Below are 16,632 nucleotides of genomic sequence, written 5' to 3' on the forward strand. Positions count from 1 at the left end.
CTCAGGGCAGGACCTCGACAGGGCCGCTGCCGAGCGGGCTATCGCAGAGCAGGCGGTTCGTGTCTTTGACGTGGAAGTCGTCGGTGTAGCGGTAGCGCAAGGACATCTTCCAGCGCCCTGCACGACTGGGCGTCCAGTTCACTTTGAGCCGAGCGGGATTGGCGGAGGTGACCACGATGCAGTCGTCGGGACGCTTGGTCACCACGGAGGCCTTCGTCGACGCCAGGACCTTGCCCGGTGCGAGGGGCACTAGGATTGGCTCGCCGCCCTCTTCAGGCGTCAGGACGAGCTCGACGTCCTCCATCCAGTCATTGCCTTCGTCGTTCTCGACGCGGTTGATGACCAGCTCGCAGGCCGACGGCTGCCCGACTCTCGGCTGAGCTGGAACGGTCAGGGCGCCAGCGATCTCGACCCAGGTCTTCGTGTCGTTGACGCTCAGCAGCACCTCGAAGGCATCGTCGCGAAGGAGCTGCCCCAGGCGTACCAGGTGGGCAGCTTCGTTCGTGGTGTCGGTGACCCGCACCACCTCGGAGGTCCAGTCGGCGACGCACCCCGGCTTGGACACATCGGCGAAGGCGGTGAGGGCCGTCTCACCCCGGTGCCTCATCGCGACGGTATCCGTGACGGCCCCTCCGGGCGCTTGCTCCTGACTCAGCTTCGTCGTGGCTTCATAGCATCCTGGTGCAACCCTCCGGGCCTGTACCCAGAGCGCGTTAGGTCCAGGCAGCCCAAGGAGGCGGTCGCCCCTGGCGAAGCTGACCCTCACCGAAGCATCGGTCGGCAGCCCGTCAGCGCCCTTGACCCGGACGGTGACCCGGGCCTGGTCGCCCCACTGGTACACGGAGCGATCGCACTCGACGGCGGCTCGCAGTCGTGGCCGATCAGCCGGTCTGGTCTCGGCCCGGTAGGAGGCAGCGTTGGCGACGACCCGGAAGAGCCGCTCAAGCCCACAGGCCGTGTCACGGTCGTAGATGCTGTGCAGGACGCCGCTGGTGGTGGTCTTGACGAGGGCCTCGGCCGTCGCCGACAGGTCCGCGCCAAACACCCAGTGGCTGCCTCGGCCGGCGTCACGAGCCATCACGACTGCTCGGCCCTGGCTGTCCGCCACAGCCGATCGCCAGGCCGGGTCGGTGGCGGAGATGATTCCTGTTGTCGTTGCCGACTTCCAGGCCGGCGTGCTAGGCTTCAGGGCACCGAAGCGCTCCAGCCGGTCGGCTGCGAGGTCGCCCATCTCCGGCACCGATAGCGGGGTCTGCGCCCAGTCGGAGACTCGGTAGCTGTCGGTCAACGGCTCGTCACCCGACACGGACACTCCCAGCGCCTTCGCCTGCTCCGGATTCGCGCCCAGCGTGGCCCCTGACCAGATCACGTTCACGCCCGCTTCGGGAAGACGCAGCAGCAAGGAAGCCTCGGCGTCCGTGAGGGGGCGCTTGACGGCCACGATGACGGCTCCCAGGTCCGTGTAGGCGTCGGCGAGGGTGCGGTCGGCGCGGAGTATCTCCTCGGGCCTAAGGCTCGTGCGGACATCATCGCGGCCAACGAAGGTGCTCCGAGTGGGCAGCTCCATGACGTATCGGGCGAAGGCGCGGGCCACGGTGTCCCTGTCGTCGACCAGCGCCAGCGCGCGACGGCAGGAGGCCTGGCGACCATAGGCTTCTCGCAACCCCTGGGCAGAGGAGGTCAGCTTGTCCAAGGCCGCACGCAAACCCTGAGCGTCCGCTGCGGTTACTGTGACCAGGAAGCGGTCGGGGAAGTAGGGGTTGATGCGCCGCTGCAGGAGGAAGCGCCCCGCAGCGGGGTACTGTGCGCTCGTGGCTCCGATCACGCCGAGGCGCTCCAGGGCCCGGATCGCTTCCGGCTGGTCGTCCCCCGTTCCGCCGATCAGAACCAGGTTCGCCTTGAGGCGGGCGAGCTCAGTGGCCGAAGGCATGGCTGCCTGCTTCGCGTCCTTGCCAAGGCCTCTGAGGACTGCTGTTAGGGCTGCTGCATCGGCCGGGGCAGCGCGATGGGAGGCGACAAGGACCTCACCGGGTGACTCGCAGAGCTCGAGCAAGGGGCTCCCGAAGCCCGCCATCGTGCGCCGCGCGGCGGTGTTGGTGAGCAGATTGGGCCAGATGTCCGGGTACCAGGGCACGCCCTGCTGGAGGTTCCATTTCCACTGACCGCGACGCTTCATCCCCTCGGTGAGGGAGGTCGTGGTGAGGTCCTCAAGGGGCGTCACCACCCAGCTCATGACGAACTCCGTCGAGAAGAGGGTGGCCGGAGTTCGGGTCATCGTGCGGTAGTAGTCGAAGATGTACTGCGCGGCGCCCTCCTCATCGACGCCGGACACGCCGCGCGTGGCCCAGGAGTACTTCGGCCCGTTCCACTCCGTGATGCCCATGGGCTTGCTGTCGAGGGTGCAGCCCAGAGCCAGGGTCTCGAGATCGGAGGTCATGGTACAGCGACGGCCAAAGTAGCGGCCGGTGTACTGGTTGACCCCGCTGTAGTCGTCGCGTGGCACCGAGAGCACGGGGTCCAGGTTGGTCGCGCGGACATACCCCATCGGGACCTGCGGCTTCATCTCGTCGCGGACAACCTTGTTGACTTCGTTGAAGCAGTGCCACAGGTCGTCGCCGTACACGGAGGGCAGGTCAGCACCCCACACGGACAACTCGGCCTCGTTGCCGGTCTGCATCGCCACCACTGCCGGGTGGTCGGCGATCCAGGCGGCCCGATGGCACAGATCGCGGAAGTCCTCCAAGCCCTCTGTCGAGGAAACGTAGTGCCGAAGCGCGGTGTAGGAGGGTGCGATGCTCCCGAAGAGCGTCAGCCCCAGGTCGGCCATTTGATCGGCCTCCTCCGGCGACACTCCGGCAAGGTAGGCGCCGTAGGTGCGCTGGAAGTCGAGCCACAGCTCGGAGAACAGGGCCGAAGCCTCCTGGGGATAGCGGCGTGTCTCGCCCGAGACGACGGTTCCGCGCAGGAAGTAGGGCTGACCGTTGATCGCGAAGGTATAGTCGGTCAGAGCCCAATCCCAGGCGTGGCGCATGGTGGCGTTCACGTCGCACTCGGCGACGGTGACTTCGCGGAAGGCCACGCGCTGCTGGGCAAGGTCCACCAGTTTCCCGTCCGCCACCAGGGCGGCCCGAAGGGTGTAGAGGTAGGGGTAATCAGGGAACCAGAGGTCGACCGGGCGAACCTGGAGGGTCGCCTCAAGGCGGCCGCCGGATACCGGACGACTCGTCGCTGCAACCAACCTGCCGGCGGGGTCGAAGAGCCCCAGTTGCAGCGTTGCCGGTTTGTCCGCGAGGAGTTCGGAGGTAAGTCGAAGGGTACCGGTGCCGCTGCGTCGATCGACGCTCACTCGGACCGTCACGTCGCCCAGTTCACCCGGTGTGGAAGGTGTGAGTCCCGGCGCCAAGAGAGGGTAGTTCGCCACGGGTATGGCGCTGGGTGTTCCGGGTTCAGTCTCGCCTCGCAGGCCCGCAAGCTGAGCCCACAGGTAGAACCGCCGCAGGTCCTCGGAGGCGTCCAGCTTGCGCTTCACGTCGAGCATCCGGCCGAGCTCGCCGAAGCAACGGTTCCGCAGGTCGGCCAACTGCTGCAGCTTGTCGACCTGCGCCACGATCTCCGCGGGCGTCGTGGCTACCGCTCGCTCAAGGTCTTCGCGAGGGCGGGACTGACGGGTCAGGAAGCTGTGACTGCGGACGGCAGCCCCGTAGCGAGTGACCAGACTGTCGAAGCCCTCAGTGGCCTGAGACAGAGCCTCCAGATCGGCCCGGCGCTGCTGAAGGGTCGCCAGCCGGTCGCGCCAGACTTGAACCTCGATCAGGAGCTCACGCGCCATCTCAAGCAGTCGGCGACGCTCCTGAGAGTTGACGGCCTCGCCCGGAAGCGCCCGGCACTCTCGCAACGATAGCTGGTCGGCCCAGACCTGGCCGGTATCACCCGTTCCTGTGACGCGCACGGAGAGGTGTGCCTGGACAGCTCCGGCGGGCCGCTCGACAACCGTGAGAGGGAGCTCGACATACTTCCAGGGGGTCTTGCCGGCAAGACGACGGCCTGTCTGCAGCGACAGGAACCGGCCCTCCTTGTTGCGCCAGGACACCGTGAGGTAGGTCGACTGACCCCGTGCCAGCGAGGTCCTCAGCCATCCAGTCAGGACATAGGAGCGCTGCGGGTCGAGGGAGGGGACCTCAGTGGCACCGGCCATGTAGGTCCCGCGCACGCCGGTGACAAGAAGGCAACTTTTGCCCTCGTGTGGGGCTTCCTGGGATGCACTGGCGTTGCCGGCGCAGTCGCCCCAGTCTGCCGAGAAGCTCCCAACCCAGCCCTGCGGCATCCCCGAGGCAGGATCAAGGGCCTCCATGGAGCCATTCGTGAGGAGCTCCGGGCCTATCGGCTCGGTTGATTGCGCCCAGCAGACCGGCAGGCAGATCAGAAGTAGCAAGAGGGCGTGTCTCATGGTCCAGTCCTCCGTCAATCCGCGGCCTTACTCGTCGGAGCTTGTCCCGGAGTGTTCGCGACGACCGGACCTACGACCTGCGCACGTTGCGGGCTGAGGAGTGCGTGGTATAATGCGGCTCCGAGACATGGCGAGACCGGTCTCATGTCCGCGCCATGCCGACTTGCTCCTGGGAGCTGGTACCATGAGAGTCCGCACTGACCCCGACGCACTCGCAGAGTTCGCCACCGACGAGAGTGGCATCTTCCAGGCCGAGGAGATCGAGGCCGTCTACTACCCCCAGTCCGAGGAGGAGCTGGCCGACGCCATCGTCAAGGCCAACGCCGAGGGCAGTCTCGCCACACTCTCCGGCGGCGGAACTGGGATCACAGGTGGCCGAGTTGCCATCCACGGGGGCCTGGTCATCTCCACCCAGGACCTGCGCGAACCTAGGGCGCGAGACCTCCCACGCTACGAGGTGGAGCAGTACGGCAAGAAGTACGCCATCTATGTGGATGGGGCGGCACGGGAGGCCTACGTGCCTGCCGGTATCTCGCTGGAGATGCTGGCGACGCTGCTGCCGAAGGATCTGCTCTACCCGCCCGATCCGACTGAGAAGACGGCCTTCATGGGCGGCACGATTGCGACCAACGCCTCCGGGGCTCGCACCTTCTACTATGGCCCGACGCGTGACTGGGTGATCGGGCTGCGGCTGGTGCTCCCGACCGGCGAGAGGATGGCCATCAAGAGGGGAGAGGTGACGGCCCGGGACGGCATGCTCACCTTCCAGTCTGAGGCCGGGACCGGGTATGCGGTAAGGGTGCCCACCTACCAGGTGCCGGAGGTGAAGAACGCGGCGGGGCTCTATGCAGCACCCGACATGGACCTGGTGGACCTGTTCATTGGCTGCGAGGGACTGCTGGGTGTCGTGACCGAGGTGCAGGTGCGGCTTGTGCACAAGCCGGAGAGCATCGTCGGTGAGATCGCCTTCTTCGCGGAAGAGGAGCAGGCACTGGGCTTCGTCGATGACCTGCGTCAGGCGGCTCGCGAAGGCACCATGCAGGTCCTGGCGATCGAGTACTTCGATGAGCACTGCCTGCAATTCATGGAGCACGAAGCGGTCGAGAAGACGGCCGGAGCAGCCGTCTACACGGAGATCGCGGGAACGCTCGACGACATTGACCCGCTGATGGAGGCCCTGGAGGCTCACGAAAGCGCGCAGGACTGGTTCGCCGAGACCGAGGACGACCGCCAGGAGCAGAAGGCCTTCCGCCATTCGCTGCCGGAGGGCATCAACAGCTACCTGCGCCGTCAGGGCACGCAGAAGCTCGGCACCGACCTCGTGGTTCCCGCCGAGTACTTCCGCGAGATGATCGAGCACTACCACGCTGCCGGCGAGGCTTTCGCTCAGGAGTACCCCCGAGAGGGCCAGCACTACCTCATGTTCGGCCATATCGGGAACTACCATCTACACGTGAACTTCGTGCCCCACAACGCCGACGAACTGCGCTGCGCCAAGGGACTGTACGCGGGTCTCGCTCGGCGTGCAGTGTCTCTTGGCGGCACGATCTCCGGCGAGCACGGAGTGGGCAAGAAGACGATCCTCATGGACGGCGAGGAGCTGCCCTACCTGGAGATCATGTACGGCAAGGAGGGGCTACTCGAGATTGCGCGTGTGAAGCGCGTTCTTGACCCGAATCTCATTCTCAATGTGGGCAACATGGTGCCGCGCGAGTACCTGCTTGAGGTCTGAGCGCAGGCACGAACTACCTGGGGGCCGATCGATGATTCCCGAACTGATTGCTGACTATCAATGCGGCTGCGGCGAGGGCCCAATGTGGCACCCGCTGGAGAAGCGCGTGTACTGGGTCGACATTCCGACAGGCCGACTCTTCCGCTATGATCCTGCCACCGGTCACCACGAAATGTGCTTCCAGGGGGACCAGATCGGCGGCTTCACGATCCAGGAAGACGGCGCGCTGCTGCTCTTCATGAATCACGGAGCTATCCGCCTGTGGCGAGGAGGGGAACTGCAGACGCTGGTCGAGGAGATCGCTGAGGAGAAGGAGACGCGCTTCAACGACGTGATCGCCGACCCGGAGGGCCGGGTGTTCTGCGGAACCATGCCGACGAAGGAGCGTCTCGGCCGCCTCTACCGGCTGGACCGTGACGGCTCGCTGCGGATCGTCCTGGAGGAAGTCGGCTGCTCCAACGGGATGGGCTTCACGCCGGACCGCAAGGCCATGTACTACACGGACTCAAGGGTGCAGCGGATCTACCGGTTCGACTACAACCGCGCGACCGGTGAGCTGAGTAACCAGACGCTGTTCGTGCAGACGCCGGAGGACGAGGGAGTTCCCGATGGCATGACCGTCGACGCCGAAGGGTACGTATGGACCGCCAAGTGGGACGGGAGCTGCCTTGTGCGGTACGCTCCCAACGGAACCGAGGAGCGACGCGTCACCTTCCCGGCCAAGCAGGTCTCCAGCGTGGTCTTCGGGGGCGAACAGTACCAGGACACGTACGTGACGACAGCGGGCGGCACCAAGAAGGAGACCAACGGTCCGGGAGCCGGCGCGCTGTTCCGGGTCAGCATGGGCATCCGTGGAGTGCCGGAGTTCTACTCCCGCATCGCTGTCTGAGGACTCACCGACGCATCAGCGACCTTCCCATCTCCATGCACAGGCAAAGCAGGCCACCCAGCTTCGGGTGGCCTGCTTCAGGTTCTGGCTGAGGATAGCTGCGACTGGACGTCGCAAGGTGACTAGCGACCTGTGAAGCGCAGCTTGGTGGTCGTCTCGCCGCCGTTGAGGAGGTAGATCAGCGGCATCGGGCGATCGACGCCCTCGATGTAGGCCGGCCGCTGCTGCCACGGCGCGACGGAGAGGACGTTGGCCAGGTCCATCCAGTACTCCAGGACGGCCGGCTTAAGGCCCCAGATCATGTGGAAGTGGTTGGCGGGCGCGAACTGCTTGTACTCGCCCATGGTTGCGTACTTCGGAACGACCCAGGTGTGCGGCCAGGTCGGAGTCGTTGCCTCGCACAGCGCCTTCTCCAGCGGGCCGGGCAGAGAGGTCGTCGTCGCCTCGTCCCAGATCATGGAGAAGATGTTGCTGTCGGCGCTGTAAGCCATGCGAGCGGCGATCCCGTCGATGCCTCCCGGCGATACGAACTGCACGCAGTTGCCGCCGCCCGGGAAGTAGAAGTCCTCGGCCACCGGCATTGAGACGTTGGCCATGATCTTCTCAGGCGAATCGCCCGGCATGCCCGCCCAGTCGAAGGAGGCGCTGCCGGAGTTGTCGCCGTCAACGAGGCCCTTGGTGCGCCACAGCGAGTTCGGCTCGACGTCGCCGAGACCAAGCTCCTCGGCCTTCTTGGCGATCTCCCAGGGTTCCCAGACCTTGCGGAAGTCCATGAACAGCGGCGGGTTGCCGCCACTGAGCCAGGAGGTGAACAGCATGGTGAGCAGGCCCTGCGTGTCCGCCTCGGTGGCGAAGGCCATCGGCTGCTTCGGGCCGTTGTGGTCGAAGCTGGAGTTGAACAGCGACTCCATGATATCGACCACGGGTAGCGGGATACCGCGACGGTCTGAGCCCCACTCCAACTGGTTCATGAAGCCGCCGCCGACCGCGTTGAGGTCCTTGGCGAGGTCGCGCATGATCAGGTAGATGCCAAGGCTCCGGTTGAGGTTCTCGCTGGCGCCTTCGTCCGGAAGGCTGATGCGGTCGCCGACCATCTTGTCGACCCAGGCGCGGAGAGCCTTGAGCTCCTCCTCGTCCCAGGCGCGTTTGTTCAGCAGGTCGGCCATGAGCTTCATGTCGAGTCGGGTGATCTCAAGCCCGAGCAGATTGCGAGTCGGGATGACGTGGGCCAGCGCAGTCTCCATGCCCATGCTGTCATGGCCGAAGACAACGACGCGGCGACCCTTGAGGCCGACCTTGGTCACGGCGGCATAGCACCAGTCGACGAGTGCATCGGCTGTGGACTCGGTCATCACCGGGTTCATGCCGGTGTCGGGCCAGGTGCCGACGTTGATGTGGATCATGCGGCCGTACTGGCTGACTGCGCCACTGCAGGCCTGAACGAACACGACGCCCGGCTTTGGGCCACTGTTGCCGCAGGTCATGTTGAAGGGCGTGTCCTTGGGGAACTGCGACAGCAGGGACATGACGCTGAGCTGCGGGAAGGCCCAGGTGTCGGGGACGCAGACGAGGATGTTGACGCCCTCGGCCTCAAACTGGCGAGCGACCTTGTCGGCCTCTTTCTCGCCATCAACCAGGATGGGGGTCCATACGACCTTGACCGGCGTGCCGTCGGGCATCTTCACACGGTCGGCGAGGATGTCCGCCGTCATCTCAATGATATTGCGGCACCGCTGCCGAGAGTCCTCATCCACCCGCGGGTCACCACTGGCCCAAACACCGATAGTCGGCGCCTTCGATACGTGCGCCTGATTGTCTGATAGCCGAATAGCTGGCACGATACGACGCTCCTTTGTGCTGTGTACTTGCACCTCAATACGGTTAGGTTGCCTGTGTAATTCGCTGCGGCCGGGGCGGATACCTTCTGCGGGGCACAGAACGGGACGAAGGTCGGCTCGATGCACGAGCCTTCTAGGCTCGGGGCAGTCGGACGGTGAAGGTGCTTCCGCGGCCCGGCTCGCTGTCCACGGAGATCTGGGCCTGATGGTGCTCAAGGATCGAGCGGACGATCGCGAGTCCCAGACCGGTGCCTGGGATTCCGGCCTTGCGGCTGGCTGAGGATCGGTAGAACTCCTCGAAGATGCGGTCGAGTTCGTCGGCAGGGATGCCGATGCCTTCGTCCTGGACCTGCAGCACGACCTGTTCCTGATCTTGGTAGGCTCGCAGCCAGACCCGTCCGCCGGAGTGGCTGTGTCGCGTGGCGTTGCTGAGCAGGTTGCGAACCAGGGCGATCAGCTCGGACTGGTATCCGCGCACCAGGGGCAGCCCCGCCTGGATCTCAGCCACCAGGGCAAGGCCCTGCTCCCTCGCCAGCACCTCCTCTTCGGCCACGACGCTCTCCACCAGGTGTGCGAGGCTGACCTCCGAGGGCGCTTCGGCATCGTGGGCTTCGCGGATCTCGCTCAGGGTGAGCAGGTCTTCGGTGAGGTCCAGGGCTGCCTTCGCCCGGGCATCCGCGCGCGTCATCATGTCCTGCTGCCGTGGTGGGAGGCAGGAGGAGCTGGTGCCGAGGATGGCCTTGAGCATCATGCAGATGGCCGACAGGGGCGACTTGAGCTCGTGGGCAATCCGGCGCATGTACTCGACCTGGCTGCGCTGCGTCTCCTCCAGACCCGCGTAGGCGAGGTGGCACGACTGAGCTTGCTGGGCCAGCTCCCGGGTCAGGTCGGCCATCTGGGCCTCTCGGCGACGCAACTCCCCGGCGATGCTGCTGGCAAGGAAGACGGCGACGTAGAGCGCTGCGCCCAGGGCCAAGACCAGCGGCCAAGCCTGAGGGGAACGATAGGCGTCGCCGGTCATGGCTATTCCGAGGGAGTAGTGGCCGATCAGGCCGCGAGCCTCCAGCGCAAGCGTCACGAGGTAGGACACGAAAGCCACGGTCGCCTGGGCGAAAGCGGCCGGCGCCGTGAGGAGCATGCTGGCGATGATCATGTGGAAGACGTAGAAGAGGGACAGCGGGCTCTCGAGACCGCCGGTGAAGTGGATGACGAGGGTCAGCGCGAGCAGATCGAGGCCGATCTGGAGGTTTGCACACAGAAGCAGGTAGGGGGTCGATCCGCCGGGTCTGGGCAGGTGACGAGGACCAAGGGCCTCCCGAAGCAGCAGGTTGTATACGGCGATGAGGATGCCAAGGGCCTGAAGGGCGAACAAGGCTATCGGGAATCGCAGCATCTGCGCCGATAGGGCGGAAAGACCCAGCACACCGGCCGCCGCAACCCACCGCAGGCTGATCAACCAGCGGAGCCGTACCAGAAGTGAGGCTTCGGACGCGGTGAGCCCCATGCCGTCTCGCCCCTCCGCCTGGCTCCGGTCCCCTTCTCAAGCTCTGCACCATGGAGGCCGCACCTGAGAAGGGGACCGCTCAACCAATAGGTCAGTGCCCCTCTTCGAGCACCTGCTTGATCCTTGTCAGGAGCAGAGAGGGCTCCGCAGGCTTATCGATGAAGCCCTGAACAGGCAGGTACTCGCCGGCCTTGTACGTACCGTCGGACTGGTCGGGGTAGAAGCGCAGCTTGGTGGTGTTGTGAATGGCGGAGAGGATGATGATGGGCGTCTCGTTGGCGGGAGCCGGGTACTCGTTGCGCAGTCGCCACACGAAGTGGAAGCCCTCGGTCCCGTCAGGCATCATCACATCCAGCAAGATCAGATCGGGTACCGACTTGTCGACTTGCTCGAAAGCCTCCGTGGCGCTCCCCGCCTCGGACACCTCGTAGTCCGCGCTCTCCAGCACCATGCGTATGGACTCGACGATATCCGGGTCGTCATCCACGACGAGGATCTTGGCGTTCTGCGGCACTTCGGCACCTCCCTCAAAGGGACATGGAACCCCAGGTCCCTGCGCACGGCATGTCAGGCTCGTCCGGCTGCGAAGAGGACAGCTAAGGCTCTTCCGGGTCGCGGCGCTCTTGCAGGATCTGGTCGACCAGCCGATGCACCTGCGCGATCACCTCGGTGATCGCCGTGCCAACCTGCACGCTGAGACCGAAGCCGGGCGCGATCTCCTTCGGCTGTATGCCCACGATGGTCACCGGCGGCATTTTGCCGGTCATCCCGCCGATCTCGATGACGTCGAGAAGGCCCACCTGGTGCAGGGAAGCGATCGGCTCGGCGATCTCGGCCTCCACCTCGGCGGGAGTGAACACCCGCACCGTCCCCGGCTCAGTGCCCATGTCGACGGCGTCGACGAGGACCGCCTGCTCGCGTCCCTCCAGCTCGAACACGAGGTCAAAGCCGCCGGTGCCTCCCTCCACGACCTCGACTTCCACGGGGAAACCTTCATGGGCCAGTGCCCGGGCGGCAACTACCCCGACTCCTTCGTCGCGGAGTAGCTCATTTCCCACTCCGAGCACCAGGATAGGCGCGCGTGCCTCGTCTTCGAGCGGCAGCTCGTCCTCGGTAACCATCGTCTCGTGACCTCACTGATCTCGGGCTGGTTGGCAGGCAGCGCCGGTGCTCGTGCTCTCACACAAACTTAACCCTCAACAGGTGCGTCGCGCAAGAGATGCAGGGGTCGTAGGCACGGACCAGCATCTCCAGGAACTGGCGGATCTCGTCCTGACTGCGGTCGAGGATCCCGGGGACGAAGGCGTGCATGTCGCGCTCGATGTTGTTGAGGTTCTGGCCGGTGGGGATGACCAGATTGGCCTCCGTGACCAGCCCCTCGTCGTTGAAGGTGTAGTCATGAATGAGCTGGCCGCGCGGCACCTCGGAGGCACCGACCCCACGACCGGCCTTGACCTCCACAGTGGGGTCTTCGAGTACCAGCTCCAGGTCGCACAGCTTGTCGAGGATCTCGATGGCGTCCAGCGTGCACTGCACGCACTCCACCACCTGGGCGACGTTGTTCATGAAGGGGTTCATGCACCCCGACTCCAAGCCCAGGGCAGTGGCTACCTCAAGCGCCCGCGGCCGGAGCTGCCTGTGGTTGTTGTTGAACCGAGCCAGGGCGCCCACCATGTAGGAGCCCCGTTCAGTGGCTGCGTGCTTGGCGTGGGAGTGGGCCACCACGTACTCGCTGAACATCTGCTTGTACTCAGGGATGGTGACGCGTTGCCCGCGGCTGGAGATCATCTCGGTACCCCGGTACAGGGCATACTCGTCCGGATGGTACAGCGAGACGAACTCCATCTCCCGCTCGACCTGGGGCAACTGCAGCGTCTTGAGCAGGCTGACGCTGTCCATGAGGTCGTCCATGGAGGCAACAAGGCGCTCCCTGAGTGCCCGCAGATCGTCCTTGCGCGGCACATGGGGGAAGCACTTCACCTTCATGGCACAGGGGTGGATGTGCCGCCCGGCTATCACCGCGCAGAGGTCGTTGGCCAGGCGCTTGAGCCGCAGCGCCATGATCACGACCTCCTTGTGTGTCTCCACCAGGGGCAGAACGCTGGGCACACCGAGCAGGTCCGGCGCTACCAGGTAGTACACGTGCAGCACGTGGCTCTGCAGCGTCTCGCCACAGAAGGCCAACTGACGCATGAGCAGTGTCTGTTGGCTGATCTGAATGCCCAGGGCCGCCTCCACTGCCTGCAAGGAGGCCGAGGTGTGGCCGATGGAGCAGATGCCGCAGATGCGGCAGGTGATATGGGTGACCTCATCCCAGCGCCGGCCCAGGATCATGCTCTCGTAGAAGCGGGGCGACTCGGTGATCTCAAGCCGCAGCTCCTCGATCTTGCCTTGTTTGACGTTCAGCACGATGTCTCCGTGGCCCTCAACGCGGGTGATGTCCTCGACATGGAGGTTGACGTCAGGCATGGCCCACCTTCCTTTGCATGGACGGGCTGCAGGGCAGAGGAGAGGCAAAGGCAGCGTCAGGTTCGCACAGAGCTCTCTCCGCGTCTGCCCTCCGGTTAGGGCAATCTGTCGTCGTAGCTGTTGAACATGTCGAAGTGCTGCATGACCTCGCGGGCCGTCAGGCCGTACTCAGCCAGAGTCTCCTTGTGGGCGTTCTGGTTGGGGTCATCGACGAACCCCCGGCAGCCCTCGCAGCCATCACCGTAGGTCGGACAGATCGCGCCACAACCGGCCCGGGTCACCGGTCCCATGCAGAACTTGCCCTGGAAGAACACACACACGTTCTCCTTCTTCTTGCACTCGACGCAGATCGGGTACGTGGGCAGCCGTGGCGTCTTGCCCAGGCACAGGTCGCGGACCGTGCGCACGAACTCGCCGCGGTCGATGGGACAGCCGGGGAGTGCGAAGTCGATGGGAACCACCGCACTGACCGGGCATGCAGGGATCGTGTCGAACTGCGCTCCGGCGTCGCCGTAGACCGTCTCCTTGACCTGCCCCATGCCGTAGCGGTTCTTGAGGGCATTCAGACCGGCGTTGTGCGCACAGGCTCCGATGGGCACCAGGAGCTTGCACAGCTCGCGGATCTGCTTGACCTTCTTCACATCGTGGTGAGTGCTGATCGAGCCGTCCACCAGGGCGATGTCGAACTCCTGGGCGGTCTCGGTCATCGCCTCACGCCAGCGCACGAGCTGCACCAGGTTGAGCACGTCCAGGAGCTCGTTCTCACACTCCAGGATGGCGAGGCTGCAGCCCTCGCAGCCGGTAAAGGAGAAGACGGCCACGGTAGGCTTCATCTAGATCGCCTCCCACAGGTACTTGAGCTCCGAGAAGCTGAAGACCGGGCCGTCCAGGCAGCAGTACTTGCCGTTGATCTGGCAGTGACCGCACTTGCCGACCCCGCACTTCATATGCCGCTCCAGCGAGAGGAGGATGTTCTCGTCGGCAATCCCCTTGAGGCGGCATTCTGTAATGACGAACTGGTACATGATGGGTGGACCGACCACAATCGCCTTCGTCATGGCCGCATCCAGAGCGAGGTCCGGAAAGAGGGTGGTGATGACGCCCACGTGCCCCGACCAGTCCGGATGGGCGCGGTCGATGGTCAACCGCAGGTCCACATCCTCCCGGGCACCCCAGGCCGCCAGTTCGTCGCGGAACAGCATCTCCTCGGGTCGTTTGAAGCCGTAGAGAATGGTGACCTTGCGGTACAGCTCACGTTGGGCCAGGATAGCCTGGATGAGCCCTCGCAGCGGGACGAGTCCGATGCCGCCACCAATGATGAGCAGGTCGCGGTCGGCGAGAGTCTCCAGCGGGAAACCGTTGCCATAGGGGCCACGGATGCCGACGGTATCGCCGACAACGGTCTTGTGGAGCGCTCCGGTGACGTTGCCCACGCGGCGCACGCACAAATCAAAGGTACCCGAGGCGTCCGCTGCGGAGGCCATGGAGATCGGTGCCTCGCCGATACCGAAGCAGCAGACCTGGACGAACTGTCCCGGCTTGTGCCCCAGGGGTACCCCGTCGGCCATCTTCAGGCGTAGCAGCCTCTCCTGCGGCGTCTCCTCCACGATCTCAAGGATGTCGGCCCTTCGTGGCAGGTACAGGTCTCGCTGTGGAGGGTGCTGCGCCTCGCCGTGAACGGTTGTGGAGAGTTGGTCAGCCAATCAGAGCCCCTCCCTTCCCATGGGCGGCGATCAGCTCATTGATGACGCCGACCGGGTCGATCTTCACCAGACACTGGCGCACACAACGCCCACAGCCGCAGCAGTAGGGCTTGCCATAGCGGGTGAACAGGTAGGCGTACTTGCGGAAGAAGCGGTGGCGAAGTCGCTCGGTGCGGTTCTCGCGGAAGTTCTCGCCTGTTGCGACCCTGGCGAACCCCTCCAGCATGCAGCCATCCCATTCGCGACGCCGCTCGCCCGTGGTGAGTGCCAGGCCCATCTCGTCGAGGACGTCCCAGCAGAAACAGGTGGGACAGGTCAGGTTGCAGGTCCCGCAGCCGTAGCACTTCTCAGCCCACTTCTCCCATACGGGGCTCTCAGCGAAGCCCGTGAACAGCAGGGGAAGAGCGGTGTAGTCGGAGTCGAGGTGGCGCTCCTGGGTGATCTTGCGGTTGAGGTGCGTCTTGAGGTAGCTGACCTCGCCGGCGGTAGCCTCGCGACTGGCGATGCCCTTGAGCATCTCGTCGCCGGCGTCGCTGCCGACCTCGACGATGTAGTGCTCCTCGTCGGGGAGAGGGGTCAGGAACAGCTCATAGCCGCTGTCGATGGTGGCGGTGCCCATGCTCGCGCAGAAGCACCACTCGTCGGGCACGCACTCGATGCCGATGATGCGCATCTTGGCCCGCTTCTCAAGATAGTTAGCGTCGGCAAAGTGGTCGGCGAAGGCTGTGTCCAGGGCCGTCAGTCCGTAGAGGTCACAGGTGTGGACCCCGAAGAGCACGAGTGGCTCGCTGTCGACCACTGCCGTCACCGATGGCGCCTGGCCCAGTTCGTAGCGCAGCAGCGTCTCTTTCGGAGGGAAAGCGTACTTCTTCGCCGGGATGATCGTGGTGGTGTACTGCAGCACGGCGTCCGCAGGATCGGTCAGGTCCTCGAAGGCCCACTGACGGTCTCCCGGCCGTTTGTGGGGAGCGACGACGCGGCCCTGCTCCATGAGTTGAGCGAGCAGGCCCCTGATCTCGGCGACACTGATCACCTGCAGCGTCATCTGGTCAGACCTCCTACCTCTGCGTGCCTCTTCAGCCCCGATGGGTTCTGTCCCGGAAGCCCTAACAGATTCTGGGCAGCAGCTCACCGGCGGGCATGGAGAGCACGCGGCTGGTCCCAAGCTCGGTCAGCACGGTCACACGCGGCCTGGCCCCTGGTCTCACCTCCCCGATGACGACGCTCTCGCGGCCAAGAGGGTGCCTCTGGGCAGCCTGAAGCACTGTCTCGACATGATCCTCGGCCACGAAGGCCACGAGACGCCCTTCGTTGGCAAGGTGCAGGGGATCGAAGCCCAGGAGCTCGCAGGCACCCTTCACCTCGGGACGGACGGGAATCAGCCTGTCCTCGATGCCGATCTGGACCTCCGAAGCGAGGGCGATCTCGTTCAGAGCGGCGGCAAGCCCGCCACGAGTGAGGTCACGCAGGGCATGCACGGCTCCGGGAGCTGCCTGCAGCATGGCCTGCACCAACCCGTTCAGGGGAGCGCAGTCGCTTGTGATCGGCGTGCGGAGCGGCAGCTCCTCCCGGGCGACAAGCAGGGCGATGCCGTGGTCACCCAGGGGACCGCTCACCAAGACTCGGTCCGTCGGCTTCACTGACTTGCACCCCGGCGGATGCGGCTCGTGAACCAGGCCCACACCGGTGGTGTTGATGAAGAGACCATCGCCGCTGCCCTTCTCGACTACTTTGGTGTCGCCTGCGACGATCCGCACGCCTTCCTGTTCGCAGACCTCCCGCAAGGATCGCAGGGCTTGTCGCAAGGTAGCTACCGGCAGGCCTTCCTCGAGGATCAGGGCAACGGTCATGTAGAGTGGCACTGCGCCTCTCATCGCCAGGTCGTTGATCGTCCCGGTGGCCGCGAGCTTGCCGATGTCGCCTCCGGGGAAGACGAGGGGCTTGACCACGAAGGAGTCGGTGGTGACGGCGATGCGCCCGTCAGCCGGTAGAATGGCGGCATCCTCCCACTGGGGCTCGCCGTCATAGAGCACAGCGATCTCCTGGGCCA

The 16,632-nt window shown here is 65.1% G+C and carries 12 protein-coding genes; 2 read left to right on the top strand and 10 right to left on the bottom strand.

Features of this window, described 5'->3' with window-relative positions:
• Position 1: 1 nt before the first annotated feature.
• Positions 2-4,447 carry a hypothetical protein gene (locus ABFE16_00435; GenBank protein ID MEN6343738.1) on the bottom strand — a complete coding sequence of 1,482 codons (4,446 nt, stop codon included), beginning with the start codon at positions 4,445-4,447 and terminating at the stop codon, positions 2-4.
• A 184-nt stretch (positions 4,448-4,631) separates the two neighbouring features.
• Between ABFE16_00435 and ABFE16_00440 the strand changes: the two genes are divergently transcribed.
• Together ABFE16_00440 and ABFE16_00445 are read left to right on the top strand one after the other, a co-directional pair.
• Complete coding sequence (locus ABFE16_00440; protein MEN6343739.1) at positions 4,632-6,179, top strand: FAD-binding oxidoreductase; 1,548 nt, start codon at positions 4,632-4,634, stop codon at positions 6,177-6,179.
• Between the two features lie 31 nt (positions 6,180-6,210).
• Positions 6,211-7,068, top strand: a complete 858-nt coding sequence (locus ABFE16_00445; GenBank protein ID MEN6343740.1) for an SMP-30/gluconolactonase/LRE family protein — start codon at positions 6,211-6,213, stop codon at positions 7,066-7,068.
• A 122-nt stretch (positions 7,069-7,190) separates the two neighbouring features.
• Here the strand turns inward: ABFE16_00445 and ABFE16_00450 are convergent, their stop codons facing one another.
• The 9 genes from ABFE16_00450 to hypE all read right to left on the bottom strand — a co-directional run.
• The gene (locus ABFE16_00450) at positions 7,191-9,032 is read right to left on the bottom strand and encodes a hypothetical protein (GenBank protein ID MEN6343741.1); all 1,842 of its coding nucleotides are present in this window, start codon (positions 9,030-9,032) and stop codon (positions 7,191-7,193) included.
• Between the two features lie 7 nt (positions 9,033-9,039).
• The gene (locus ABFE16_00455; protein ID MEN6343742.1) at positions 9,040-10,410 is read right to left on the bottom strand and encodes a sensor histidine kinase; all 1,371 of its coding nucleotides are present in this window, start codon (positions 10,408-10,410) and stop codon (positions 9,040-9,042) included.
• A gap of 91 nt (positions 10,411-10,501) precedes the next feature.
• Positions 10,502-10,924, bottom strand: a complete 423-nt coding sequence (locus ABFE16_00460; GenBank protein MEN6343743.1) for a response regulator — start codon at positions 10,922-10,924, stop codon at positions 10,502-10,504.
• An 82-nt stretch (positions 10,925-11,006) separates the two neighbouring features.
• Entirely contained in the window at positions 11,007-11,531 is a 525-nt protein-coding gene (locus tag ABFE16_00465; protein MEN6343744.1) for a hydrogenase maturation protease, read from the bottom strand.
• Positions 11,532-11,589: 58 nt separating this feature from the next.
• On the bottom strand, positions 11,590-12,879 hold the full coding sequence (locus tag ABFE16_00470) for a Ni/Fe hydrogenase subunit alpha (GenBank protein MEN6343745.1): 1,290 nt from the start codon (positions 12,877-12,879) through the stop codon (positions 11,590-11,592).
• 95 nt (positions 12,880-12,974) lie between these two features.
• A complete protein-coding gene (locus ABFE16_00475) occupies positions 12,975-13,712 on the bottom strand; it encodes an NADH:ubiquinone oxidoreductase (protein MEN6343746.1) in 738 nt (245 codons plus the stop codon).
• Positions 13,713-14,582: an FAD/NAD(P)-binding protein gene (locus ABFE16_00480; GenBank protein MEN6343747.1), complete on the bottom strand. Its 870-nt coding sequence runs from the start codon at positions 14,580-14,582 to the stop codon at positions 13,713-13,715.
• Positions 14,575-15,627 (bottom strand): 4Fe-4S dicluster domain-containing protein, encoded by a 1,053-nt coding sequence (locus tag ABFE16_00485; GenBank protein MEN6343748.1) that lies wholly within the window; start codon positions 15,625-15,627, stop codon positions 14,575-14,577. Before ABFE16_00485 ends, ABFE16_00480 begins: the two co-directional genes overlap by 8 nt.
• Before the next feature lie 61 nt (positions 15,628-15,688).
• On the bottom strand, positions 15,689-16,632 hold a 944-nt coding region (hypE, locus tag ABFE16_00490), incomplete at its 5' end, for a hydrogenase expression/formation protein HypE (GenBank protein MEN6343749.1).

The sequence above is a fragment of the Armatimonadia bacterium genome (assembly GCA_039679385.1).
GTDB lineage: Bacteria > Armatimonadota > Zipacnadia > Zipacnadales > JABUFB01 > JAJFTQ01.